This window comes from Streptomyces yamdrokensis (assembly GCF_053890455.1).
The window spans coordinates 5,071,407-5,095,594 of record NZ_CM132679.1 but is presented as its reverse complement, the minus strand read 5'-3'; the positions used below and the strand labels follow the sequence as shown (position 1 = coordinate 5,095,594).

Annotated in this window: 18 protein-coding genes; 4 read left to right on the top strand and 14 right to left on the bottom strand. The window is 69.4% G+C overall.

Annotated features, from left to right (window positions below):
• Positions 1-15: 15 nt before the first annotated feature.
• The 12 genes from ACWZEH_RS22810 to ACWZEH_RS22755 form a co-directional block, all read right to left on the bottom strand.
• Complete coding sequence (locus tag ACWZEH_RS22810) at positions 16-1,071, bottom strand: ABC transporter ATP-binding protein (protein WP_456192971.1); 1,056 nt, start codon at positions 1,069-1,071, stop codon at positions 16-18.
• Positions 1,064-2,038, bottom strand: a complete 975-nt coding sequence (locus tag ACWZEH_RS22805) for an ABC transporter ATP-binding protein (RefSeq protein ID WP_456192970.1) — start codon at positions 2,036-2,038, stop codon at positions 1,064-1,066. The genes ACWZEH_RS22810 and ACWZEH_RS22805 overlap by 8 nt, the downstream gene beginning before the upstream one ends.
• A 9-nt stretch (positions 2,039-2,047) precedes the next feature.
• Positions 2,048-3,028, bottom strand: a complete 981-nt coding sequence (locus tag ACWZEH_RS22800) for an ABC transporter permease (RefSeq protein WP_456192969.1) — start codon at positions 3,026-3,028, stop codon at positions 2,048-2,050.
• Positions 3,021-3,944, bottom strand: a complete 924-nt coding sequence (locus tag ACWZEH_RS22795; protein ID WP_456192968.1) for an ABC transporter permease — start codon at positions 3,942-3,944, stop codon at positions 3,021-3,023. The genes ACWZEH_RS22800 and ACWZEH_RS22795 overlap by 8 nt, the downstream gene beginning before the upstream one ends.
• A gap of 6 nt (positions 3,945-3,950) precedes the next feature.
• Positions 3,951-5,585: a peptide ABC transporter substrate-binding protein gene (locus ACWZEH_RS22790; RefSeq protein ID WP_456192967.1), complete on the bottom strand. Its 1,635-nt coding sequence runs from the start codon at positions 5,583-5,585 to the stop codon at positions 3,951-3,953.
• A gap of 276 nt (positions 5,586-5,861) precedes the next feature.
• Entirely contained in the window at positions 5,862-7,010 is a 1,149-nt protein-coding gene (locus ACWZEH_RS22785; protein WP_456192966.1) for an ABC transporter ATP-binding protein, read from the bottom strand.
• A 27-nt stretch (positions 7,011-7,037) separates the two neighbouring features.
• Complete coding sequence (locus ACWZEH_RS22780) at positions 7,038-8,099, bottom strand: ABC transporter ATP-binding protein (RefSeq protein WP_456192965.1); 1,062 nt, start codon at positions 8,097-8,099, stop codon at positions 7,038-7,040.
• A 10-nt stretch (positions 8,100-8,109) separates the two neighbouring features.
• Positions 8,110-9,087 carry an ABC transporter permease gene (locus ACWZEH_RS22775; RefSeq protein ID WP_456192964.1) on the bottom strand — a complete coding sequence of 326 codons (978 nt, stop codon included), beginning with the start codon at positions 9,085-9,087 and terminating at the stop codon, positions 8,110-8,112.
• Positions 9,088-9,203: 116 nt separating this feature from the next.
• A complete protein-coding gene (locus ACWZEH_RS22770) occupies positions 9,204-11,006 on the bottom strand; it encodes an ABC transporter substrate-binding protein (RefSeq protein WP_456192963.1) in 1,803 nt (600 codons plus the stop codon).
• 109 nt (positions 11,007-11,115) lie between these two features.
• A complete protein-coding gene (locus ACWZEH_RS22765) occupies positions 11,116-12,147 on the bottom strand; it encodes an ABC transporter permease (protein WP_456192962.1) in 1,032 nt (343 codons plus the stop codon).
• Positions 12,148-13,149: 1,002 nt separating this feature from the next.
• Positions 13,150-15,057 (bottom strand): translational GTPase TypA, encoded by a 1,908-nt coding sequence (typA, locus tag ACWZEH_RS22760; protein ID WP_456192961.1) that lies wholly within the window; start codon positions 15,055-15,057, stop codon positions 13,150-13,152.
• A 177-nt stretch (positions 15,058-15,234) separates the two neighbouring features.
• Entirely contained in the window at positions 15,235-17,643 is a 2,409-nt protein-coding gene (locus ACWZEH_RS22755; RefSeq protein WP_456192960.1) for an ABC transporter family substrate-binding protein, read from the bottom strand.
• Between the two features lie 300 nt (positions 17,644-17,943).
• Here ACWZEH_RS22755 and ACWZEH_RS22750 point away from each other — a divergent pair, with 300 nt between their 5' ends.
• The 4 genes from ACWZEH_RS22750 (at position 17,944) to ACWZEH_RS22735 (ending at position 21,877) form a co-directional block, all read left to right on the top strand.
• The gene (locus ACWZEH_RS22750) at positions 17,944-18,237 is read left to right on the top strand and encodes a hypothetical protein (protein ID WP_456192959.1); all 294 of its coding nucleotides are present in this window, start codon (positions 17,944-17,946) and stop codon (positions 18,235-18,237) included.
• A gap of 69 nt (positions 18,238-18,306) precedes the next feature.
• Positions 18,307-19,143: a hypothetical protein gene (locus ACWZEH_RS22745; RefSeq protein WP_456192958.1), complete on the top strand. Its 837-nt coding sequence runs from the start codon at positions 18,307-18,309 to the stop codon at positions 19,141-19,143.
• A gap of 20 nt (positions 19,144-19,163) precedes the next feature.
• On the top strand, positions 19,164-21,104 hold the full coding sequence (locus tag ACWZEH_RS22740; protein ID WP_456192957.1) for a fumarate reductase/succinate dehydrogenase flavoprotein subunit: 1,941 nt from the start codon (positions 19,164-19,166) through the stop codon (positions 21,102-21,104).
• Positions 21,101-21,877: a succinate dehydrogenase/fumarate reductase iron-sulfur subunit gene (locus ACWZEH_RS22735; RefSeq protein ID WP_456192956.1), complete on the top strand. Its 777-nt coding sequence runs from the start codon at positions 21,101-21,103 to the stop codon at positions 21,875-21,877. The genes ACWZEH_RS22740 and ACWZEH_RS22735 overlap by 4 nt, the downstream gene beginning before the upstream one ends.
• Before the next feature lie 147 nt (positions 21,878-22,024).
• Here ACWZEH_RS22735 and ACWZEH_RS22730 read toward each other — a convergent pair whose 3' ends face one another.
• Positions 22,025-22,939: a class I SAM-dependent methyltransferase gene (locus tag ACWZEH_RS22730; protein ID WP_456192955.1), complete on the bottom strand. Its 915-nt coding sequence runs from the start codon at positions 22,937-22,939 to the stop codon at positions 22,025-22,027.
• Between the two features lie 116 nt (positions 22,940-23,055).
• Positions 23,056-24,177 (bottom strand): glycoside hydrolase family 18 protein, encoded by a 1,122-nt coding sequence (locus ACWZEH_RS22725; protein ID WP_456192954.1) that lies wholly within the window; start codon positions 24,175-24,177, stop codon positions 23,056-23,058.
• Between the last annotated feature and the right edge of the window lie 11 nt (positions 24,178-24,188).

Genomic DNA, 24,188 nt, shown 5'->3' with positions numbered 1-24,188 from the left:
CGCCGGCCGTCCCCGTCAGCCGCCCGTCGGCGGCTCCCCCGGGGCCCCCGACGGCACCACCTGCTTCTCCTCCGCGAAGTGGCACGCCGAGTCGTGCGCCGCGGGACCGCCGGCCTGGCGGAAGACCTCGGGGACCGCCAGCAGCGGGACCTCCTGCGCGCAGAGCGCCCGGGCCTTCCAGCAGCGGGTGCGGAAGCGGCAGCCGGAGGGGATGTCGGTGGGGGAGGGGACGTCGCCGGTGAGGATGATCCGTTCGCGGTGCTCCCGTGCCTGTGGGTCCGGTACGGGGACGGCGGACAGGAGTGCCTGCGTGTACGGGTGGGTCGGGTGGTCGTAGATCTGGGTGTCGGTGCCGATCTCGACGATCCGGCCCAGGTACATCACGCCGACCCGGTCGGAGATGTGCCGGACGATCGACAGGTCGTGCGCGATGAAGACGAACGCCAGGTCGAACTCGCTCTGCAACCGGTCCATCAGGTTGATCACCTGGGCCTGGACGGACACGTCCAGCGCGGAGACCGGTTCGTCGGCGACGATCACCTCGGGGTTCAGTGCCAGGCCGCGCGCGATGCCGATGCGCTGGCGCTGCCCGCCGGAGAACTGGTGCGGATACCGGTTGATGTACTCCGGGTTGAGCCCGACCACGTCCAGCAGGTGCCGCACCCGCCCCCGCCGGTCGCCCTTCGGCGCCACCTCGGGGTGGATGTCGAAGGGCTCCCCGATGATGTCGCCCACCGTCATCCGGGGGTTGAGGGAGGTGTACGGGTCCTGGAACACCATCTGGATGTTGCGGCGGACGGCCTTCAGCGCCTTCCCCGACAGCCTGGTGATGTCCTCGCCCTTGTAGCGGATCGCGCCGGCCGTCGGTTTCTCCAGGTGGACCAGCATCTTCGCGACCGTGGACTTGCCGCACCCCGACTCGCCCACGATGCCCAGGGTTTCGCCCCGGCCGAGCGTGAAGTCGACCCCGTCGACGGCCTTCACGGCGCCGACCTGCTTGCGGATCAGGACGCCCCGGGTCAGCGGGTAGTGCTTGACCAGCCCGGAGACCTCCAGGATCGGCTCAGCCATCGAGGCACTCCCTCCAGAAGTGGCAGGCACTCCCCCGCGTTCCCGAGACCTCGTACAGCGGCGGCTCGTCGGTGCGGCAGACGCCTTGGGCCATCGGGCAGCGGGGGTGGAAGGCGCAGCCGGGCGGGATGTCCATGAGGTTGGGCGGCAGTCCCTTGATGGCGTAGAGCTCCCGGCCCTTCTGGTCGAGGCGCGGGATGGAGTCCAGCAGGCCCCGGGTGTACGGGTGGGCGGGGGCCTTGTAGATGTCGTGCACGGGGGCCGACTCGACGATCCGGCCCGCGTACATGACGGCGATCCGGTCGGCGACGTCGGCGACCACGCCGAGGTCGTGGGTGATGAGGATGAGCCCCATGCGGTACTCCCGCTGGAGTTCCGCGAGGAGTTCCATGACCTGGGCCTGGACGGTGACGTCGAGGGCGGTGGTCGGTTCGTCGGCGATGATCAGGGCCGGTTCCAGGGCCAGCGCCATGGCGATCATGATGCGCTGGCGCATGCCGCCGGAGAACTGGTGCGGGTACTGCCGCACCCGCTCCCGGGCGGCGGGGATGCGTACCCGGTCCATCAGTTCGACGGCCCTGGCCCGCGCGTCCTTCCTGGACATGCCCCGGTGGACGACGAACATCTCGCCGAGCTGGTCGCCCACGGAGATCACCGGGTTGAGCGAGGACAGCGCGTCCTGGAAGATCATCGCCATCTCGGCGCCCCGGACCCTGCGGCGCTGCTCCTCCTTGAGGCCGAGGAGGTCGCGGCCCCGGAAGACGACCTCGCCGCCGGTGATCCGGCCGGGCGGCATGTCGAGGATGCCCATGATCGCCTGTGCGGTCACCGACTTGCCCGAGCCGGACTCGCCGAGCACCGCGAGCGTCTCCCCCGCGTCGACGCCGTAGCTGACGCCGTTGACGGCCTTGGCGACGCCGTCCCGGGTGTGGAACTCCACGTGCAGGTCACGCACTTCGAGCAGCATGACGGCGGCTCACCTCAGCTTCGGGTCGAGGGCGTCGCGCACCGCGTCGCCGAGCATGATGAACGCCAGGACGGTGATCGCGAGGGCGCCGGAGGGCCACAGCAGCGCGTGCGGGGCGTTGCGGATGTAGGGCGAGGCCGCGGAGATGTCGATGCCCCAGGACACGCTGGGCGGCTTCAGGCCGACGCCGAGGTAGGACAGGGTCGCCTCCAGCGAGATGTACGTACCGAGCGCGATGGTCGCCACGACGATGACCGGGGCGACGGCGTTGGGGGCGATGTGCCGGAGCATCAGGCGGGAGTTGGAGGCGCCGAGGGCACGCGCGGCCTGGACGTAGTCGTTCTGCTTGGCGGTGATGACCGAGCCGCGGGCGATCCGGGACAGCTGCGGCCAGCCCAGCAGCACGATGAAGCCGATCACGGGCCAGACGGTGGTGCTGGTGATGACGGACAGCAGCACCAGGCCGCCGAGGACGACCGGGATGGCGAAGAAGACGTCGGTGATCCGGGACAGGACCGAGTCCCACAACCCGCCGAAGAAGCCGGCCAGCGTACCCAGGACGCTGCCGAGGACCGCGACGCCGAGCGTGGCGCAGACGCCGACGGTGACGGACGTACGGGCGCCGTAGACGGTACGGGTGTAGACGTCGCAGCCCTGCCCGTTGAAGCCGAAGGGGTGACCTGCCTGGGAGCCCTCCTGGGACTTGGCGAGGTCGCACTTGAGCGGGCTGCCGGAGGCGATCAGCGAGGGCCACAGGGAGATGACGACCAGGAAGAGGATCACCAGGGAGGAGACGATGAAGACGGGGTTGCGGCGCAGGTCGCGCCAGGCGTCGGACCACAGGGAGCGCGGTCTGCCCTGCGGGCCGGTGCCGTCGGGGCCGGCCGGGGCCCTCTCCAGGGTCTCGGCCTCGTCGACGCCCAGGTCCATGGTGCCGCCCATACCGGTCCCCGCGACGGCGCGGTCGGGGTCGAAGTGTGGCTCAGGCATAGCGGATCCTCGGGTCGAGAACAGCGTACAGAAGATCGACGACGAGGTTGGCGACCAGGAAGACCAGCACGAGGACGGTCACGAAGCCGACGACGGTCTGGGTGTTCTGCCGCAGGATGCCCTGGTAGATCTGGTACCCGACGCCGTGGATGTTGAAGATCCGCTCGGTGACGATCGCGCCGCCCATGAGGAAGCCGATGTCCGCGCCGATGAAGGTGACCACCGGGATGAGGGAGTTGCGCAGCAGGTGGCGGGTGATCACCCGGCGCCGGGGCAGCCCCTTGGCGATGGCGGTGCGGACGTAGTCGGAGCGCCGGTTCTCGGCGATGGAGGTGCGGGTCAGCCGGGTGACGTAGGCGAGGGAGACGGAGGCCAGCACCAGACCGGGCAGGAGCAGTTCGTCGAACGGGGCCTCGGAGGACACCGACGGCCTGATCCACCCCCACTTCACCCCCAGCAGCAGCTGCAGCAGCAGACCGGTGACGAAGGTGGGGACGGAGATCACGACGAGGGTGAGCAGCAGGACGCCGGTGTCGACGGGCCGCCCCCGGCGCAGTCCGGTGACCACGCCGAGGGCGATGCCGACGACGATCTCGAAGAGGATCGCGATGAGGGTGAGCCGGATGGTGACGGGGAACGCGGTCGCCATCAGCTCGGTGACCTCCTGGCCGTTGAACGCCGTGCCGAAGTCGCCGGTGAACAGGTTCCCCATGTAGGTCAGGTACTGCTGCCAGACGGGCTTGTCGAGGCCGAACTCCCTCTCCAGCTGGGCGGCCGTCGACGGGTCGCAGCGCCGCTCGCCGCAGAGCCCGGCGATGGGGTCGCCCATCACGTTCACCATCAGGAAGATCAGCAGCGTGGCCCCGATGAACACCGGGATCATCTGGAGCAGCCGCCGGACGACGTAGCGTCCCACGGCGGGTCAGCTCACCTTGATCTGGTCGTACACGGGGACGCTGAAGGGGTTGAGCTTCACGTCGGACAGCCGCTCGGACCAGCCCGCGCTGCCGTTCTGGTACCACAGCGGGATGGCGGCCATGTTGTCGCGGACGACCTCCTCGGCCTGCTGGAACAGGTCGATGGCCTTGGCGGTGTCGGTCTCCTGGTTGGCCTGGTCGACGAACTCGTCGAAGTCGTTGTTGGACCACTTGCCGTCGTTGGAGGAGGCGTTGGTGTAGTAGAGCGGCTGGAGGAAGTTCTGGATGAGCGGGTAGTCCATCTGCCAGCCGGCGCGGAAGGGGCCGCTCATCTTCTGCTGGGTGATCTGGTTGCGGAAGTCGGCGAAGGTGCCGACCGGGTTGCCGGTGCAGGCGCGCTCGTCGTCCAGCGCGTTGTTGACGGAGTTGCAGACGGCGTCGACCCAGTCCTTGTGGGAGCCGGTGTCGGCGTTGTAGGTGATGGTGACCCTGCCGCCGGGCAGGCCGCCGCCCTCCTCGATGAGCTGCTTCGCCTCGTCGGGTTTGTACTCGCACCCCTCACCGCACAGGCCCTCCTGGAAGCCGCCGTCCTCGCCGAGGACCGGGGAGGTCCAGTCGGTGGCGGGGGTGCGGGTCTTCGCGAAGATGGTGTCGGTGATCTGGTCGCGGTCGATCGCCATGGACAGGCCCTTGCGGACCTTCTCCGAGCCGGACCTGTTCCAGTTCTCGTCGTAGTGCGGGAAGGCCAGGGTCTGGATGATGCCGGCGGGGGTGTTGAGGTAGCGGTCGCCCAGGTCGCTCTCGACGTTCCTCAGCTGGGAGGCGGGGACGTCGTCGACGAGGTCGAGGTTGCCGGCGATGAGGTCGGTGTAGGCGGTGTTGTTGTCGGTGTAGACCTTGAGGTCGACACCGCCGTTCTGCGCCGCGTCGTCGCCGGGGTAGTCCCCCCACTTCCGCAGGGACATCTGCGAGCCCTTGGTGTACGCGTCCACGGCGTACGGACCGTTGCCGACCGGCTTGGCGACCCAGGCGTCGTGGTCGTCGAAGAAGGCCCGGGGCAGCGGGGCGAAGGCGGCGTAGCCGAGGGTGTCGGGGAAGGTCGAGAACTTCTGGGTGAGCTTGACGGTGAAGGTCAGTTCGTCGACGACCTCGAGCCCGGAGAGCGTGTCGGCGCTCTGCTCGCCGCCGTCCTCGGGGTGGGTCCGGTCGTAGCCCTCGATGTAGCCGAAGAAGTAGGCGTTGCGCTGGTTGTTCCGCAGGCTCGCGCCGTAGTTCCAGGCGTCCACGAAGGACTCGGCGGTGACCTTCTCGCCGTTGCTGAAGGTCCAGCCGTCCTTGACCTTGACGGTGAAGTTCTGCGAGTCCGTGGTCTCGATGGACTCGGCGAGCATGTCCTGGGCCTCGCCGGTCTCCGGGTGGTAGCGCTTGAGCCCCCGGAAGATCATGTCGAGGACCTTGCCGCCCTGCACCTCGTTGGTGTTGGCCGGCTCCAACGGGTTCTGCGGGTCCCCCCAGGAGGCGCTCAGCACCGCGCCGGCGTCCCCGCTGCCGCCCCCGCCGTTCCCGCCCCCGCAGGCCGTCGCCGTGAGGGCGGCCGCCACCGCGCAGACGATCCATTTGGCGTGCGTCGCTCCGCGCATGGAGTGCCTCCTCGTACGTGCGCCGTGGTGCGCCGATGCTTTACGCCAATATCGGCGTAAAGGGTGTGTCACGCACACGCGCGGCGCCCGTACGGGCACGACTCCGGTCGTATGCACCCGTCCGGCGGTGCACACGGGAGGAGAGATGACGGGGGATGACACGAGGCGGTGTCAGAAGGCGCGAGGCGGCGGGAGAAGACCGGCACCCGGCACCCTGTACGGGGTGCCGGGTGCTGTCGGCGGGTCGGGTCGCCACCCGTGGCGGCGGCCCGGACGTCAGGCCTTCTCGACGGCGGAGTCGGTGGAGTGGATGTCCTCCTCCAGGGCCGCGAGCGCCGGGTCCATGACGATGTCCTCGTCGCGGCCCACGATGGTGGGCTCCTCCGGGAAGTGGCAGGCGGTCAGGTGCCCCGGCCTGCTGCCGGAGATCTGGACCAGCGGCGGCTCCTCGGTCGCGCACTTGTCCTGCGCCTTCCAGCACCTCGTACGGAACCGGCAGCCGGAGGGCGGCGAGATCGGCGAGGGCACGTCGCCCTGCAGGCGGATGCGCTCCCGCTTGACCGCGTCGATGTCCACCTCGGGCACGGCCGACAGCAGCGCGTGCGTGTAGGGGTGCCGGGGCCGGTTGTAGAGCGAGTCGCGGTCCGCGACCTCCACGATCTTGCCCAGGTACATCACCGCGACGCGCTGCGAGAAGTGCCGCACGATCGCCAGGTCGTGGGCGATGAAGACGAACGCGATCCCCATCTCCCGCTGCACCTTCTGCAGCAGGTTGATCACCTGGGCCTGGATCGACACGTCGAGGGCCGAGACCGGCTCGTCGGCGACGATCAGCTTCGGCTCCAGGGCGACGGCCCGCGCGACACCGATGCGCTGGCGCTGGCCGCCGGAGAACTCGTGCGGGAAGCGGTTGTAGTGCTCCGGGTTGAGGCCGACGATCTCCAGGAGCTCCCGGACCCGCTTCTCGCGGCCGCCGGGCGGGTTGATGCCGTTGATCTCCATCGGGCCCGCGATGATCGTGCCCACGGTCTGGCGCGGGTTCAGCGCCGTGTACGGGTCCTGGAAGATCATCTGGATCTCGGACCTGATCGGCGCCAGCTTGGCCCGGCTCGCGTGGCTGATGTCCTGGCCCTTGTACGTGATGGTGCCCTCGGTGGGCTCGTACAGACGGGTCAGCAGCCGGCCGGTGGTCGACTTGCCGCAGCCGGACTCGCCGACGAGGCCGAGGCTCTCCCCGGGGAAGACCTCGAAGTCGACGCCGTCGACGGCCTTGACCGCGCCGACGGTACGCCGGATCGGGAAGCCGCCCTTGATCGGGAAGTGCTTCTTCAGGCCCTTGGCCTGAAGAAGCGGTGCGGTGTCGCCGTCCCGCTGCTGCGGGACCTCGTCGGCGACCGCCGTGGTCGTCTTGGTCGTGTCGCTCATGGTGATGCCCCAGTCGCCGGTTTCAGCTCAGCCCAGCCGGGGCTGAATCTTGTCGATGAACACCTGCTGCCGCTGTTCCACCGTCAGGTGGCAGGCTGCCGCGCGCCCCGGAGCGAGCTCAGGACGCTCGCCGGAGCAACGGCTGCCGGAAACCAGGTCGGTGAAGCCGCATCGCGGGTGGAACGCGCACCCCGTGGGCGGGTTGAGCAGCGACGGCGGCGATCCGGGAATCGGCATCAGCGGCTCGTCCACGTCGGAGGTGAGCCGCGGCATCGACCCCAGCAGACCCCAGGTGTACGGGTGCTGGGGATTCTTGAGCACCTCGCGCACCGTGCCGCGCTCGACGGCACGGCCGGCGTACATCACCAGGATGTCGTCGGCCATGTTGCCGACCACGCCCAGGTCGTGGGTGATCATGATGATCGCGGAGCCGAACTCCTGCTGGAGGTCCTTGAGCAGGTCGAGGATCTGCGCCTGCACCGTCACGTCGAGCGCCGTGGTCGGCTCGTCGGCGATGAGCAGGTCGGGGTCGCAGGAGAGCGACATGGCGATCATGGCGCGCTGGCGCATACCGCCGGAGAACTGGTGCGGGTAGTCGTCGACCCGCTGCTTCGGGTGCGGAATGCCGACCTTCTCCAGCAGGTCGACGGCGCGCTCCCGGGCGTCCTTCTTGGAGGCGCCGGTGTGCTTCATGAACGGCTCGGCGATCTGGCGGCCGACCGTGTAGTACGGCGACAGCGCGGTGAGCGCGTCCTGGAAGATCATCGCCATCTTCTTGCCGCGCAGCGTCTCCAGCTGCTTCTCACTGGCGTCGGTCAGCTCCTGACCGTCCAGCTTGATCGACCCCTCGATGGCGGTCTTCCTGCGGTTGTGCAGGCCCAGGACGGCCAGGTTGGTCACCGACTTGCCGGAGCCGGACTCGCCCACGATGCCGAGGGTGCTGCCGCGCTCCAGGCCGAAGGAGAGGCCGTCCACCGCCTTGACGATGCCGTCGTCGGTGGAGAAGTGGACCTTGAGGTCACGCACCGAGAGGAAGGCTTCCCCCGCGGCGGGGGCCGCGGCCTCGTCGGGCTTGGTCAGAGTGGTCACGGTGGTTCTCCTAGGACAGACGCACGCGCGGGTCGATGACGGCGTACAGGGCGTCCACGATCAGGTTGAAGAGGATGATGAGGGCCGCGCTGACCAGCATCACACCCATCAGCATCGGCAGGTCCTTGTTGATGACGGAGTCCAGTGCGAGCCGGCCGAGACCGGCCAGACCGAAGGTCTTCTCCGTCACCATGCCGCCCGCCAGGAGTGACGCCAGGTCGATGCCGAGGATGGTGATGATGGGGATGAGGGAGCCGCGCCAGGCGTAGCGCATGAAGACGTAGTTGCCCGACATGCCCTTGGCGCGGGCCGCCTTCACATGCTCTTCCTGGAGCTGCTCGATCATCGAGGAGCGGCTCATACGCGTGTAGTTGGCGGTGAAGATGGTCGCCATGACGACCCAGGGGATCAGCAGACCCATGAACCAGCCGCCGAGGTCCTCGGAGAACGGCACGTACTTCGGCTTGTCGAGCCAGCCGGTGCTGTAGACGAAGGCGAGCAGCACGAGCGGACCGAGGAAGTAGATCTGCAGCGAGCTGAGGACCAGCGAACCGCTGCTGAAGGTCTTGTCCAGCCAGGTGCCGCGGAACTTGGCGGCCAGCATGCCGGCGCCGAGACCGAGGATGAGGAAGACCACCAGGCCGCCGACGGTCAGCGAGAGGGTGAGCGGGAAACGATCCATGATCGTGTCCCAGACGTTCTGGTTGTTGGCGAAGGAGACGCCGAAGCAGGGGGCGTCGCAGTGGCCGACGGCGAAGTCCCGACCGGTGAAGATGCCGGTGAGGAAGATCCAGTACTGGACGGTGACCGGCTTGTCGAGGCCCAGGTTCTTGTGGATGATCTCCAGCGCGTCCGGGGTGCAGTTCTTGCCACAGGCCAGCAGGGCCGGGTCCTGCGGGATCGCGAAGAACATGAAGAACGTGAACGCACTGATCAACAGCAGAATCAGCGCCGCGCCGAATGTCCGGCGAATGAGGAATTGAAGCATGGCAGAAGGCTGCTCTCAGGACGGCGGCAATCGGATGGGCGGTCGGGACGAGATCCGGGCCCCGGTGGTGGGCGCTCCGCCGCGCGCCCACCACCGGTTTCCCTACGAGCCGGCTACTACTTCTTCAGGAAGATCCGGGTGACGTCCACGTAGCTCGAGTCCGAGCTGTAGCGGATGCCGCCGATGTTCGAGCCGAAGATCTGGAAGACCTTGGTGTAGTACATCGGGGCGGCCGGGTTGACCTCGTCCGAGATGTACTCGTTCAGCTCGGCCCAGGCCTTGGTGGCCTCTTCGGTGTCGGTGATCTTCTGGATGCGCGCGATCTCGGAGTTGACGTGGTCGTCGTTGATGTGCGCGTAGTTCGACGCACCGTCCTGGATCTGCGTGCCGTCGTACAGCGGCGGGAAGACGGTGTTCGCGGACGGCCAGTCCTGACCCCAACCGGTCATGTACAGGTCGAGACCGTTGTCGACCTTGCCGATCTGCTCGTACCAGGTGGCGGCGTCGATCTCCTTCTTCTGGATGTCGAGACCGATCTTCTCCAGCGCGTCGGCGATCAGCACGGACTGCTGCTGACGGACCGGGCTGTTGGCGTAGGCGTAGACGAGCTTCTTGCCCGCGAAGCCGCCTTCGTCGATCAGCTTCTTGGCGGCCGCGATGTCACCGTTGGGCTTCTTGGCACGGTTGAACGGGTCGTAGGACTCGTCGTAGCCCGGGGTGGTGGGCGACATCAGCGAGTTGGCGACCTCACCGCCGTAGGCGCCACCGTCGGCCTTGAAGACCGAGGAGGAGGGGATCGCCAGGGTGATCGCGTCACGGAGCTTCTTGTCCTTGACACGGTCCATGTTGAAGTTGAGCTGCCACACGTAGGGCGCGTAGCCCTGGATCGTGCGGTTGTCCATGACCTCCTTGTCGCCCACGACCTTCTGCAGCTGCGTGGTGGCGACCTGGCCCGTGAACATCATCGCGTTCTTGGCCTCGCCCTGGTCGGCGAGCAGGGTCTTGGTCTGGTCCTCGTCATCGTGGTTCATCGAGATGTCGAAGCCGTCGACGTACTGGTGACGCACCGAGTCGGACTTCGGGTCCCACTGGTCGTTCTTGACCAGCTTCATGGACTTGCCCGGCTTGAACTCGGCGATCTTGTACGGGCCCATGGAGACCGGGGCGGTGTCGTACTTCTCCTTGGTGTCCGACTCCTCCGACACAGTCGCGTAACCGGGCATGGTCAGCAGCTGCGGAAGGTCGGGCTGCGCGTCCTTGAAGTGGAAGACGACCGTCTTGTCGTCCGGCGTCTCCAGGACGTCGTCGGGCAGGTGCTTGCCGTCGAACGGACCCTTGTAGGCGTCGCGGTAGGTGGTACCGGCGCCGGACAGCCACTGCTGCAGGTAGGTCGGGCCGTCGGTGATGAAGGAGGAGTACAGACGCTCGATCGAGTGGCGGATGTCCGCCGAGTTGATCGGGTCGCCGTTCTCGTCCTTGAGGTCGTCCTTGAGGGTGTAGGTCCAGGTCTTGCCGTCGTCGGAGACCTTGCCCGCGTCGGTGGCGAGGTCGCCCACGACGGTCAGGTTGCCCTTGTCGTCCTCGGAGTACTGGGTCAGGCCGCGGTAGATCAGGCGGCTGAGCAGCTTGCCGTCCGAGACGTAGATCTGGCCCGGGTCCAGGTGCGAGAAGTCCGACTCCTGGTAGACGACCGCGGTGCCGCCGGGCTTGGCGCCGGGGACCTCGGGGGCCGGACCGGTCGACGCCTCGGCGTCACCGATCTGCACCGGCTTCGACTGGGCGGCGGCGTCCTCCTTCTGCTTGCTGGTGTCCTTGGACGAGCTGCCGCCGTCGCCCCCGCCGCACGCGGTGAGGGTCAGGGCGCCGGCCGCCACCGCGACAATCGCGGCCGTAGCGGTGCGGTTTCGGAAGATGCTCATGGAGTCGAATCCACCTGCCTGTGAGTAGTGAGCGTGGTTGTTGCTGGCCGGAAGCGGGCCGGATGGCACCGAAGCCGACCGGGGCAAGGGTGAGGAGTCCTCCCTGGACTCAGCGGCCCGTCTTGGGATCGAACGCGTCCCGCACCGAGTCACCGAGGAGGTTGAAGGCCACAATGAAGATCACCATGGCCACTCCGGGGAAGAGCATGTAGTACGGGTCCTGTTCGACGATGTCGGCCCCGATGGCGAACATGCGGCCCCAGTCCGGCGTGGGTTCGACGTATCCGACGCCCACGAAGGAGAGGAAGGCGATGCTGAGGATGAGGGACGGCAGTGCGAGGGTCGCCTGGACCAGCACCGGTGTGACGATGTTGGGCAGCAGTTCCTTGCGGATGATCCGCCAGGGCGAGGCCCCGGAGATGCGCGCCGCCTCGATGAACTCCCGGTCGCGCAGCGACAGCGTGGCCGCGCGGACGATCCGGGCCATGCTCATCCAGCCCAGGAACGAGAGCACGATGATGATCGCGCTGGCCCGCACGTAGGTGGGCGTCTCCTCGTCAGGAGCGACGAACACCGTGGTGATGACCGGCATCGCGGCGACGAAGAAGAGCTGGTTGGGCAGGGCCATGAAGAAGTCGGTCACCCGGCCGAGCCAGTAGTCGACCTTGCCGCCGAAATAGCCTCCGACGAGACCGATCAGCACACCGATGAGGGTGACCAGCAGCGCCGCGGTCAGCGCCGTGAACAGCGAGGTGCGAATGCCGTACAGCAGCTGCGTGAACACGTCGCGGCCCAGGCCCGGCTCGATGCCGAACCAGAACTCGCCGGTGATACCGCCGAAGGGCGCCGCCGGCATGGTGAACATGTCCAGGAGGTCCGGGTTCTCCTGCCCGTAGAGCGTGTACGGGTCCTTGCCGTACACCTTCGAGATCAGCGGCGCCGCTGCCGCGATCGCGAAGAAGAACAGGACGACGAAGGCGGAGACCACTCCGGTGCGGTCGCGCTTGAAGCGCGCCCACATCAGCTGCCCGGGGCTGCGGCCCTCGAGCTTCTTCGGCTCCTGGGCGTCGCCCTGCGGCCCGCTCTCTTTGTCCAAGACGGGAGGGGCCACAGCCCCCTCGATCTCGGTTGGACTCGTCATGATTCGTCCGTTTCACAGGTGTTGGAGGTCGTCGGCGGTACACAAGCGGTCCGACGGCCTTCGCACGGCGTACGTCATTGAAGCGCGCGACTGGATCAGCGACTGGAGGTGAACCCCACCGCCGGGGAACCCTGGTCCGCGGCCGGCTCCGGCCGGTCACGGACCGGACGGTCAAGGAAGTTCGCGACGCCGGATCGTTGCCTCGGCCGCGCAAGCGGGAACAGCACTGAACGTACCCACGGGGCCTACACCTGTCATCGGGGACGACGCGACCCATATGGCGCTTGTGGCACCTCGCATGGGTTCCTCCTCATGAATCCACTGGTTCACCGCAAAGGGGAGCACTCGACACGTCTTCGTCCACCGCCCGTCGCCGGTGTCGGAGATCATCAGGTGCCCCCTGGCTCGCGAGCCCGCGCCCTCGACGCGTGACCCGTTCGGCCGAGCTCTACGCGCCTAACTATCTGCCATGCGACAGAGCCGAACCACACCCACGAGGTCTCGGTTCGATCACAGCTGGGCCCTACATCTTCCAAAATCCGGACAAAGGGTTTCGGAAGAGATCCCTGCGAAACGGACTTGTTACACATCTATCGGGGCCAACCGTCCGCATAGCGGACAGCCGCTGGGGGAAAAGCCGTTGCGGGAGGCGCGATCGCCGTGCAGGATCCCTCACGGAGCTGACGCGCACTCAGCACGCCGGGCCGGCAGAGCCGTTGGCATCGGCCCCGGACCGTGACACTCCGGACGTGAACCGCGCCACGTCGGCCGCGACCGCGGTCCGCTTCGGGAGAAGGGTAGTGGGCATCGCCCGTTTCAGGAGCATCTCCCGGCCGGATCGAGGGTTATCCCTACCCTCCTCTTTTGCTCCACTTCGCCATGACATCGCGCGGTGACCTCGCACTGCGCGGGTGTATACGGCACCGGGCACCCCTGAGAGCAGGGGTGCCCGGTGTCGTACGGGCCCGCGCACGTGCGCGGGGCGGGGTGCCGGCCGGCGTGTCAGCCGTGCTTGGCGCGGCTCGCGGCGCGGGCGCGCTCGCGGCCGTCCAGGTTCACCTTGCGGATACGGACCGACTCCGGGGTCACCTCGACGCACTCGTCGTCGCGGCAGAACTCCAGGGACTGCTCCAGCGACAGCTTGCGCGGCGGGACGATCGCCTCGAACGAATCCGCCGAGGACGACCGCATGTTGGTGAGCTTCTTCTCCTTGGTGATGTTGACGTCCATGTCGTCGGCGCGGGAGTTCTCGCCGACGATCATGCCCTCGTACACCTCGGTGCCGGGGTCGACGAACAGCACGCCGCGCTCCTGCAGGTTGGTCATCGCGAACGCGGTGACCGCGCCGGAGCGGTCGGCGACCAGGGAGCCGTTGTTCCGGGTCTGCAGCGGCCCGAACCAGGGCTCGTGGCCCTCGTGGATGGAGTGCGCGATACCGGTGCCGCGGGTCTGCGTGAGGAACTCGGTACGGAAACCGATCAGACCGCGCGAGGGCACCACGAACTCCAGACGCACCCAGCCGGAGCCGTGGTTCGACATGTTGTCCATCCGGCCCTTGCGGACGCCCATCACCTGCGTGACCGCGCCCATGTGCTCCTCGGGCACGTCGATCGTCATGCGCTCGACGGGCTCGTGCACCTTGCCGTCGATCTCGCGGGTGACGACCTGCGGCTTGCCGACGGTCAGCTCGTAGCCCTCCCGGCGCATCTGCTCGACCAGGATCGCCAGTGCCAGCTCGCCGCGGCCCTGCACCTCCCAGGCGTCGGGACGGCCGGTCTCCAGGACGCGCAGCGACACGTTGCCGATGAGCTCGCGGTCCAGGCGGTCCTTGACCTGACGGGCGGTGACCTTGCGGTCCTTCACCGCCGCCTTCGCGTCGGCGCCCTTGCCGGTGCCGCCGCGGCCGACCAGCGGCGAGGTGTTGGTGCCGATGGTCATGGAGATCGCGGGCTCGTCCACCGTGATCAGCGGCAGCGGAACCGGGGTCTCCGGGTCGGCCAGGGTCTCGCCGATCATGATCTCCGGGATGCCGGCGACCGCGCAGATGTCACCGGGGCCGGCCTTCTCGGCGGGCTTGCGGGTGAGCGCCTCGGTCATCATCAGCTCGGAGATGCGCACGTTGGAGACGGTCCCGTCGCGCTTCATCCACGCGACGGTCTGCCCCTTCTTCAGCTCACCCTGGTGCACGCGCAGCAGCGCGATCCGGCCGAGGAAGTTGTCGGCGTCCAGGTTGGTGACGTGGGCCTGGAGCGGGGCACCCTCGTCGTAGGTGGGGGCCGGGATGTGCGACAGGATGGTGGAGAAGAACGGCTCGAGCGAGTCCGAGTCGGCCGGGACCGTGCCGTCCTCCGGCTTGGTCAGCGAGGCGACTCCGTCACGGCCGCAGGCGTAGACGATCGGGAACTCGATCTGCTCCTCGTCGGCGTCCAGGTCGAGGAAGAGGTCGTAGGTCTCGTTGACCACCTCGTCGATACGGGCGTCCGGACGGTCCGTCTTGTTGATGCAGAGGATGATCGGCAGCCGCTGCTGGAGCGCCTTGCGCAGCACGAAGCGGGTCTGCGGCAGCGGGCCCTCGGAGGCGTCGACGAGCAGCACGACACCGTCGACCATCGACAGACCGCGCTCGACCTCGCCACCGAAGTCGGCGTGGCCGGGGGTGTCGATGATGTTGATCGTGATCAGGTCCCCGCCGTCCTTGGGGTGGTACTTCACCGCCGTGTTCTTGGCGAGGATCGTGATGCCCTTCTCACGCTCCAGGTCGTTCGAGTCCATCATGCGGTCGTCGACCGAGTCGAGCTGGTGCGCGGCGAAGGCGCCGGCCTGCTTCAGCATGCCGTCGACGATGGTGGTCTTGCCGTGGTCGACGTGGGCGACGATGGCGACGTTGCGGATGTCGTGGCGCGTGGCCATAAAAGGCGTACTCCCGGAATGGTGAGGAATGCCCTGCGCAGACGGCTGCGGTGCGCGGGCCCTGCCGGGCTGGACACGCCGCGGCCACCCCCCATGGTACGGGCCTCCGGCACCGGGGGCTCGCCCTCCTCGTCCGGACCGGCCCCACGGACCGTTACGTGGGGTGATCAGGACTGATCAGGAATCCGGCTCCGACTCCGATTCCGGGTTCGAGTCCGGCTCCGGTTCCGACTCCGGATTCGGGTCCCGCTCCGAGGCGGAACCGGAGGCGAAGGGCTCGGGGGCCTTCCCCCACGGTGTCCCGGCCTGGCCTCGCGCTCCCTTCTTCAGGTACCCCATGTCCTCGTAGACCGGGGTGCGGAAACCGAACGCGCCGGCGTTGGCCAGGTCCTTGCGGGCGGCGGTGAGCTGGGGGCGCTGGTAGAGGGGGATCGAGCCGGCCGCCGCCCAGATACGGGCGTCCGCCTTGCGGAGCAGCTCGGCGCGCTTCGCGTCGTCGAGCGTCGCGAGGGCCTGGTCGAAGAGCTGGTCGACGTGGTCGGTGCCGACGCGGGTGTAGTTCTGCCCGACGTTCAGCGAACCGTCGGCGGCCGGGACCGGCTTGGCGTAGACGGGGCGGGCGTCGGTGGCGGGGTAGGCGGTCGCGGGCCAGGAGTAGAGGGCGAGGTCGTACTCACCGGAGGCGATGTGGTCCGTGAAATAGCTCTCGTCGTCGACCTTGGTGATCTCCGTGCGGATGCCGACCCGCTCCAGCATCTTGGCGATCCGGTCCGCCACGGTGCCGAGGACCTCCGAGCCGGGGCCGGAGGGGAGCACGAAGTCGAGCGTGAGCGCCTTGCCGTCCTTGGCGAGCGGGGCGTCCTCCGCCTGGGCGGGGGCGGCGGTGCCCAGGGGGGCGTAGGCGCCGGGGGCGCTGCCCCGCTTCAGCCGCGTGTTCCGGGTGCCGTCCTTGGCGAGGTGGTCGTCGTCGCCGTTGTTTCCGTCGTCCCCGGCGTCGCCCTCGTCGCCCTCGGCCTCCCCTTCGTCGTCCTCGCCGACGATGTACGTGCCGTCGTCAGTGCCGTTCGCGGAGTCCTTGTCCGTGTCCTTGCCCTTGTCCGTGTCCTCGTCCTCGTCCTTGCCGGAAGCCCCGTCGGACGATTCCGCCTTCCTGCCCTCCCCGCCGGCGGCCTGCTCGTCCTTCTTCTCCCCCTTCCTCACCGGACCGCCCGGTACCCAGCCGGCGTCCGCGAGCAGGGCCCGCGCCTCCTTGGCGTTCTGGTCGCCGAGGGCGCCGCTGCCGTCGGCGTAGGCGGCCTGCCCGGAGAGCGCGAGGTGGCTCCCGACGGGCTCGGCGGGCAGGCCGAGCGGCTTCAGAACCGCTTCCGCCAGGTCCCGCCGGTCCAGGGCACGGGCCACGGCGCGGCGGACCCGGTCGTCGGCGAGGGGACCCTCGGCTCCGTTGAGGGCGAGCTGGGTGTAGACGGGCTCCAGCGACTTGCGCACCTCGAAACCGCTGAGGGCCCGCTTCTCGCGCGCGAGCTCCGCGGCGGCCTCGCGCTGCTCCTCGCGGGCGGAGACCTCCTCGTCGGCCCGGGAGCGCGGGGCCCCGGCCACGGAGCGCCCGGCTCCGAACCCGGCGGCCTGGGGGCCCATCGGGGGTGTACCGCCCGCGGCCCCACTGTCCCGCGCGCTCGTACCCGCACTCCCGCTCGTGTCCTGCGGGCCGGCGGCGACGGAGATGCGGCGGGCGGCCGGGGCGTCGATCTCCGCCAGGTCCAGGGTTCCGTCGGTGAGCGCGGCGATCCGTTCGTCGCGGGGCACCTCGCGCAGCACGATCGTGGAGAGCCGGGCCGGCTCGCCCCACCAGCGGGCGTTGCGGGTGAGGGTGACCTCGTCGGCCTTGCGGTCGACCTTCTTCACCACGAACGGGCCGGCGGTGACCTTCAGCTTCGTGCGGGCCCCGTCGTTGAAGGAGTCCGGGGTGCCCATGACGTCCTTCGGGTACAGCGGCGCGAACAGCGACTTCCAGTCGGCGTAGGGGCGGCTGAAGGTGACCTTGACCTCCAGGTCGTCCTTGCCGCGCTGGATCTTCTCGATGCGGTCGTAGCCGGCGTTGCGGGCGGTCCAGTAGGCGGAGTCCTTGCCGGACAGGGCGCGCCACTGGGCGGCGAAGTCGGCGGCGCCGATCTCCCGGCCGTCGCTCCAGACGGCCTGCTGGTTGAGCTTGTAGAGGACGACCTGCTTGGGCTCGGTCTCGACGACCTCGGCGGACTCCAGGTAGTCGGGGTTGCGTGCCGGACGCCCCCGGCTGTCCATCCGGTACATCGACGGCAGCACGGCCTGGGCGACCCGGGTGGTGGCGGCGTCGGCGTCCGACTGGAAGGCGTTCAGGGTCTCCGGGACGGAGTCCACGCCCCAGCGCAGGGTGCCGCCGTCGGCGATCCGCGCGCGGTCCGCGCGGGCGATGTCCCCTCCGGCGAGGGGCCGGCCGGCCGGGTCGTCGCCGGAGCTGCATCCGGCCAGCACGGGCACCGCGAGCGCGCCCGCGGTGAGGAGGGCGACCGGGCGCGTGACCGCGCGCGGGCCGACGCCGTCGTGGGACATCTCTGGTTACCTCCGTGAAGCCGCGGGCATTATGATCACTTTTGGTGGTATTTGGATCTCATCTGATGTATGCGGCCACTGAAGAGGAAAGGGTTCGGCAACCAAGAGCGACACGGCGGCCACGGATCGGAAGGTCACCCGCACGGCGTACGACACCGCGCGGTGCACCCACGCGCCTCGGCCAATCGATGCACATCCCTTCACAGCGCAAGGTGTGACGCGCAACACTCTCAGGCGCACGAACGTCGCCGCCTTGGGCCTGAAGGACCCTGAAGGACCCGCGGGAAGTGAGGGCAAGTCATGTCCGTGCACGACGAACTGGCATCCGTCCAGCGCAGTCTCGACGACCTGATCCGGTCGGTGGGGCGCCTGGAGAAGCAGCTCGGCAGCGGCGGTCTGGAGATGCGCCGCGTCCGAGCCGACACCAACCACCTGCGCGAGAGCGTCGCGCTGCTCCGGGAGACGGCCGTCACCACGGCCGGCGTGCCGAAGCGGCCCGATCTCGTCACCATCTCCGACGCGCCGTACGACCCGTCCCTGTGGGTGGACACGGACGACGAGGGGCTCGGCGCGCGCGACCGCCGCGCTCCCTGATTCCCGTTCGCTTCCCCCGTCCACCTCGCAGGACCCGCCGCGCCCCCTGACCCCGACCGGAGCGGACAAGTGGCCACTGGTACGGAACCTCCCGCCACAGACCCCCAACCCCGACGTACCGGTGTGAGAACCGGTACCCGCGCCGCAATCGCCGCTCCGCACCTGCGGACCGACCGCTGGTGGCTGGCCCCGGCCGCCACCGCGGCCGGCCTGCTCGCCTTCGTCGTCTACTCGACCTGGCGGGCCCTGTCGAACGCGGACTACTACGCGGCGCCGTACGTCTCGCCGTTCTACTCCCCGTGCCTGGCCGAGAACTGCGAGCCGATGCGCGGCGGACCCAACTGGGAGCTCGTCGGCGGCTGGTGGGGCCTCTCACCGGCGATCATCATCCTGATCTTCCCGCTCGGCTTCCGCCTGACCTGCTACTACTACCGCAAGGCCTACTACCGGGGCTTCTGGGCGTCCCCGCCGGCCTGCGCGGTCGCCGAGCCGCACAAGAAGTACACCGGGGAGACCCGCTTCCCGCTGATCCTGCAGAACATCCACCGGTACTTCTTCTACGCGGCGCTCCTGGTCGCCCTGGTGCTGACCTACGACACCGTCCTCGCCTTCCGCGACGAGGACTACGCGTGGGGCCACATGGGGCTCGGCACCCTCGTCCTCCTGGTCAACATCGTGCTGATCTGGGCGTACACCCTCTCCTGCCACTCCTGCCGGCACATCGTCGGCGGCAAGCTCAAGCACTTCTCCCGGCATCCCGTGCGCTACCGGATGTGGCAGTGGGTGGGCCGGCTGAACGCCCGGCACATGCAGCTCGCCTGGGCGTCGCTGGTGAGCGTGGCGGTCGCCGACCTCTACGTCTACCTCGTCGCGTCCGGCGTCTTCGACGATCCGCGTTTCTTCTAGCTGAGTGGGGACTGCCTGATATGCCCGTGGTCGACCGGCAGGAATGGGACGTCGTCGTGGTCGGTGCGGGCGGCGCCGGGCTGCGCGCCGCCATCGAGGCACGCGAGCGGGGTGCCCGTACGGCGGTGATCTGCAAGTCGCTGTTCGGCAAGGCCCACACCGTGATGGCCGAGGGCGGGATCGCCGCCGCCATGGCCAACGTCAACACCGGCGACAACTGGAAGGTCCACTTCCGCGACACCCTGCGCGGCGGGAAGTTCCTCAACCAGTGGCGGATGGCCGAGCTGCACGCCCAGGAGGCGCCGCAGCGGGTGTGGGAACTGGAGACCTGGGGCGCGCTGTTCGACCGGACGGAGGACGGCCGGATCTCGCAGCGCAACTTCGGCGGCCACGAGTACCCGCGCCTCGCGCACGTCGGCGACCGCACCGGCCTGGAACTGATCCGCACCCTCCAGCAGAAGATCGTCGCCCTCCAGCAGGAGGACTTCCGGGAGACCGGGGACCACGAGTCCCGGCTGAAGGTCTTCCAGGAGTGCACGGTCACCCGCGTGCTCAAGGACGGCCGTCACGTCTGTGGCGTCTTCGGCTACGAGCGGGAGTCCGGGCGCTTCTTCGTCCTTCAGGCCCCCGCCGTGGTCCTCTCCACGGGCGGCATCGGCAAGTCCTTCAAGGTGACGTCGAACTCGTGGGAGTACACCGGCGACGGCCACGCGCTGGCGCTGCTGGCCGGGGCCCCGCTGCTCAACATGGAGTTCGTGCAGTTCCACCCCACGGGCATGGTCTGGCCGCCGTCGGTGAAGGGCATCCTGGTCACCGAGTCGGTGCGCGGCGACGGCGGGGTGCTGCGCAACTCCGACGGCAAGCGGTTCATGTTCGACTACGTGCCGGACGTCTTCAAGGAGAAGTACGCCGAGTCCGAGGAGGAGGGCGACCGCTGGTACGACGACCCGGACCACAACCGCCGTCCCCCCGAACTGCTCCCCCGCGACGAGGTCGCCCGCGCGATCAACGCCGAGGTGAAGGCGGGCCGAGGCTCCCCGCACGGCGGGGTCTTCCTGGACGTGTCCACCCGGATGCCGGCCGAGGTCATCAAGCGCCGGCTGCCGTCGATGCACCACCAGTTCAAGGAGCTGGCGGACGTCGACATCACGGCGGAGGCGATGGAGGTCGGGCCCACCTGCCACTACGTGATGGGCGGCATCGCCGTCGACTCGGACACGGCGGCGGCGCGCGGGGTGCCGGGGCTGTTCGCGGCCGGCGAGGTGGCCGGCGGCATGCACGGCTCCAACCGGCTGGGCGGCAACTCCCTCTCCGACCTGCTGGTGTTCGGGCGCCGGGCGGGCCTGCACGCGGCCGAGCACGCGGCGGCACAGGGGCGGGGGCAGGAGCGGCCCCGGGTGGACGACGTCCAGGTGGACGCCGCCGCCGCGGAGGCACTGCGGCCGTTCTCGGCGGAGAGCGAGGGACCGGACGAGGGTCCGCCGGAGAACCCGTACACCCTGCACCAGGAGCTCCAGCAGACGATGAACGACCTGGTGGGCATCATCCGCCGCGAGCACGAGATGGAGCAGGCCCTGGAGAAGCTCGCCGCGCTGCGGGTACGGGCCCGCCGGGCCGGGGTCGAGGGGCACCGGCAGTTCAACCCGGGCTGGCACCTCGCCCTGGACCTCAGGAACATGCTGCTGGTCAGCGAGTGCGTGGCCCGGGCGGCGCTGGAGCGCACCGAGTCGCGCGGCGGCCACACCCGTGAGGACCACGCGGCGATGGAGCGCGCCTGGCGCAACGTCAACCTGCTGTGCGCGCTCACCGACCCCACGGGCGGTCTCGCGGCCACCGACAGCGTGCGCGGCCAGATCACCCTGACCCGTGAGACCACCGAACCCATCCGCCCCGACCTGCTCGCCCTCTTCGAGAAGGAGGAGCTGGTCAAGTACCTCACCGAAGAGGAGCTGTACGAGTGAGCAGCTACGAGGCCCGCTTCAAGGTGTGGCGGGGGAACGTGCGGGGCGGCGGCCTGGAGGACTTCCGGGTGGAGGTGCACGACGGCGAGGTGGTCCTCGACATCGTCCACCGGCTGCAGGCCACCCAGGCCCCCGACCTCGCCGTCCGCTGGAACTGCAAGGCGGGCAAGTGCGGTTCGTGCTCGGCGGAGATCAACGGCCGCCCGCGGCTGCTGTGCATGACCCGGATGTCGGTGTTCGACCGGGAGGAGACGATCACCGTGACCCCGCTGCGCGCCTTCCCGGTGATCCGCGACCTGGTGACGGACGTCGGCTTCAACTACACGAAGGCCCGCGAGGTGCCCGCCTTCGTGCCGCCCGAGGGGCTCGGGCCCGGCGAGTACCGGATGACGCAGGAGGACGTGGACCGGTCGCAGGAGTTCCGCAAGTGCATCGAGTGCTTCCTGTGCCAGGACACCTGCCATGTCGTCCGCGACCACGAGGAGAACAAGCAGGCCTTCGCCGGACCGCGGTTCCTGATGCGGGTGGCGGAGCTGGACATGCATCCGCTGGACGCGGCCGACGCCTCGGGCCTGGACCGGGGGCGCGCGGCGCAGGACGAGCACGGGCTCGGCTACTGCAACATCACCAAGTGCTGCACAGAGGTGTGCCCCGAGGGCATCAAAATCACGGACAACGCGCTGATCCCGCTGAAGGAACGGGCGGTGGACCGCAAGTACGACCCGCTCGTCTGGCTCGGGAACAGGATCCGGCGCCGGTCGGCGCCGTCCTGACGCCGGGGGCTCCCGGCGCCCCCGGCACCCCGGGCGGGACCCGGGAGTCCGGGACCCGGGAGCCCGGAGGCCGGAGGGTCTGAGGCCCGGGAACCAGGAGGCCGGGGCCTCGGACTCTCGGGGACTCAGAGGCCCGGGGGCTCGGGGTCACGCCGCCCGCAGATAGCCGGAATGCGCCACCTGGCCGAGGAAGGCCAGCCGGGTGTCGGTGGCCATGTGCTTCTCGTATGCCTCCTTGATCCCCGGCCACTTCGGGTGCCCGAAGTCGTCCAGGACGACGATGCCGCCGGGCGCCACGATCCGCTCGGCCCACTCCAGGTCCGCGGCGACACCGGCGGCCGAGTGGTCGCCGTCGACGATGATCACACCGTAGGAGCGGTCGGAGACCAGGGCCCGTACCTCGGGGTCCTCGGAGAAGCCCTGCTGGATCCGGGCCGCCGCACCGGCGGCGCCCATCATGGCCAGGTTGGCGCGCACGGCCGCCTCACGCACCGGGGTGCCGGAGGCGTCGTCCGTCATGGAGGCACCGGGCTGGAGCTGCGTCCCCGCGAGCGGGTCGACGATGGTCAGCCTCGGATCGCGTCCGGCGCGCTCCATCATCCGGATCAGGCCCGCGCCGAACATGCCGTACAACGTGCCGATCTCGAGGATCTCGTCGTTCGGCGGATCGAGCAGGGGTACGGCGGCCAGCTTGCCGCAGATGTTCATGGTGCCGCCGGCGATCCGGCCGACGCCGAGTGCCTCCAGGGCGATGAGCAGCCGGAAGGCCTGGGCCACGTTGCGTTCCGCGCCCTCGCGGTCCCCGGTGACCAGGGTCAGCTCCTTGATGCTCCGTTCCAGGTGGGAGGCGGAGGGAAGCCGGGACGCGCCGCGCCCCGTCCCGTCGAAGAAGAGCTCCAGGGGACGCTGGCGGTTGCGCAGCGTTCTGAGCTCCTGCCGCAACGGTTCGCCCGCGGTGTCCGCGAGGGCCCGTCTGATCTGCCGCTGGACGCGCTGGTCGATCAGTTCGACGATCGGACGCAGGCCGCGCCGGGCGACCTTGCTGGTGAGGAGAGCTCGCATGGGTCGGTGATCCTCGCAAGGGTGGGAGGTGCCACCGACCGTAGGGGGCCGACCGGCCGCTCGCCTAGAACCCCGTCAGCGTGCCGCGAAGATCTCTCGACGGCGACGCCCCGCCGTCATGGAGTGTTCACCCAGCCTTCCCGGTACGCGGCCCAGTCGGCCTCCGTCGCCGCGAAGTCCACGTACAGGGCGACGCCGAAGTCCGGGCGGTCGGCGTCGGTGCGGGACAGCCCGAGCCGCACGCCGCGCACGGCCGCGGGGACGGTCTCGGCGTGGGCCCAGTGGCCGAACCGGTTCTCCTTGAAGAAGGGCAGGCCCATGAGGAGGTCCGTGCCGGGCGGGGTGACCTCCAGCGCGAGCGCGGTCTGCTGGGCGACGTATCCGCCGTAGGTGCCCTCCAGCGGCTGCATGGTGTCGTACGACATGACGGCGATCTGGTCGACGCGGCGCGCGACCTGCCCGAAGAACTCCTGCGACCACCATTTGGGGTGGCCGGTGACCGCGCCCCAGAAGGTGTGGAAGCCGGGGAGCGGGTCGATCTGGTGGGCGGCGACGGACAGCGGGACGCCGCGGGAGCCGGTCTCCTCGTGCAGGGCGTCGAGCAGCGTGAGGTAGTCGCCGTCTCCGGAATGCAGGGGCTCCAGGTCGAAGTGGACGCCGTCGTAGCCGGTGTCCAGGATCTCCCGGGTGGACCGGAGGATCGCGGCGCGGGACTCGGCGCGCTCCAGGTGCAGCGCCTCGGGGTGTTCGGGGGCGAGGATGTCGCCGAGCCAGGCCTGGACCCGGACGCCGGGTATCTCCCGGTGCACCGACTCGATCAGCCGGCGGGCGCGCGGGTACGCCGACTCCGGCAGGCTTCCGTCGTGCTCGAGCGGGCCCGAGTGGACGTACAGGTCGCGTATCCCGGTGCCGTCGAGCCGCTCGGCGAGGGCGGTGACGTCGGCGTCCTTCTTCCGCCCGTCGACCCAGGCGTGCCCGAGCCAGATGGCGTCACGGCCGCGGGTGTACGTCCCGTCGGCCGGGTCACCGGTGAAGTTGACCCGCAGCGCCGTCCCGGCGGCCGACAACGGCAGCAGCACCACGAGCACGACCGCGAGCGCTGCCCACGTGAGCCGGCGTCTCCGACGCCGGGGCGGCTTCCCCTGCCCCTGCCCGTGCCGGGTGATCTCCGCGTCGCCGGGTCCGGGCTCGACGGGCTCGTCCGGCCCGGTGGGCTCCGTACGCTCCGTGCGTGACATCGTGTGTCCCC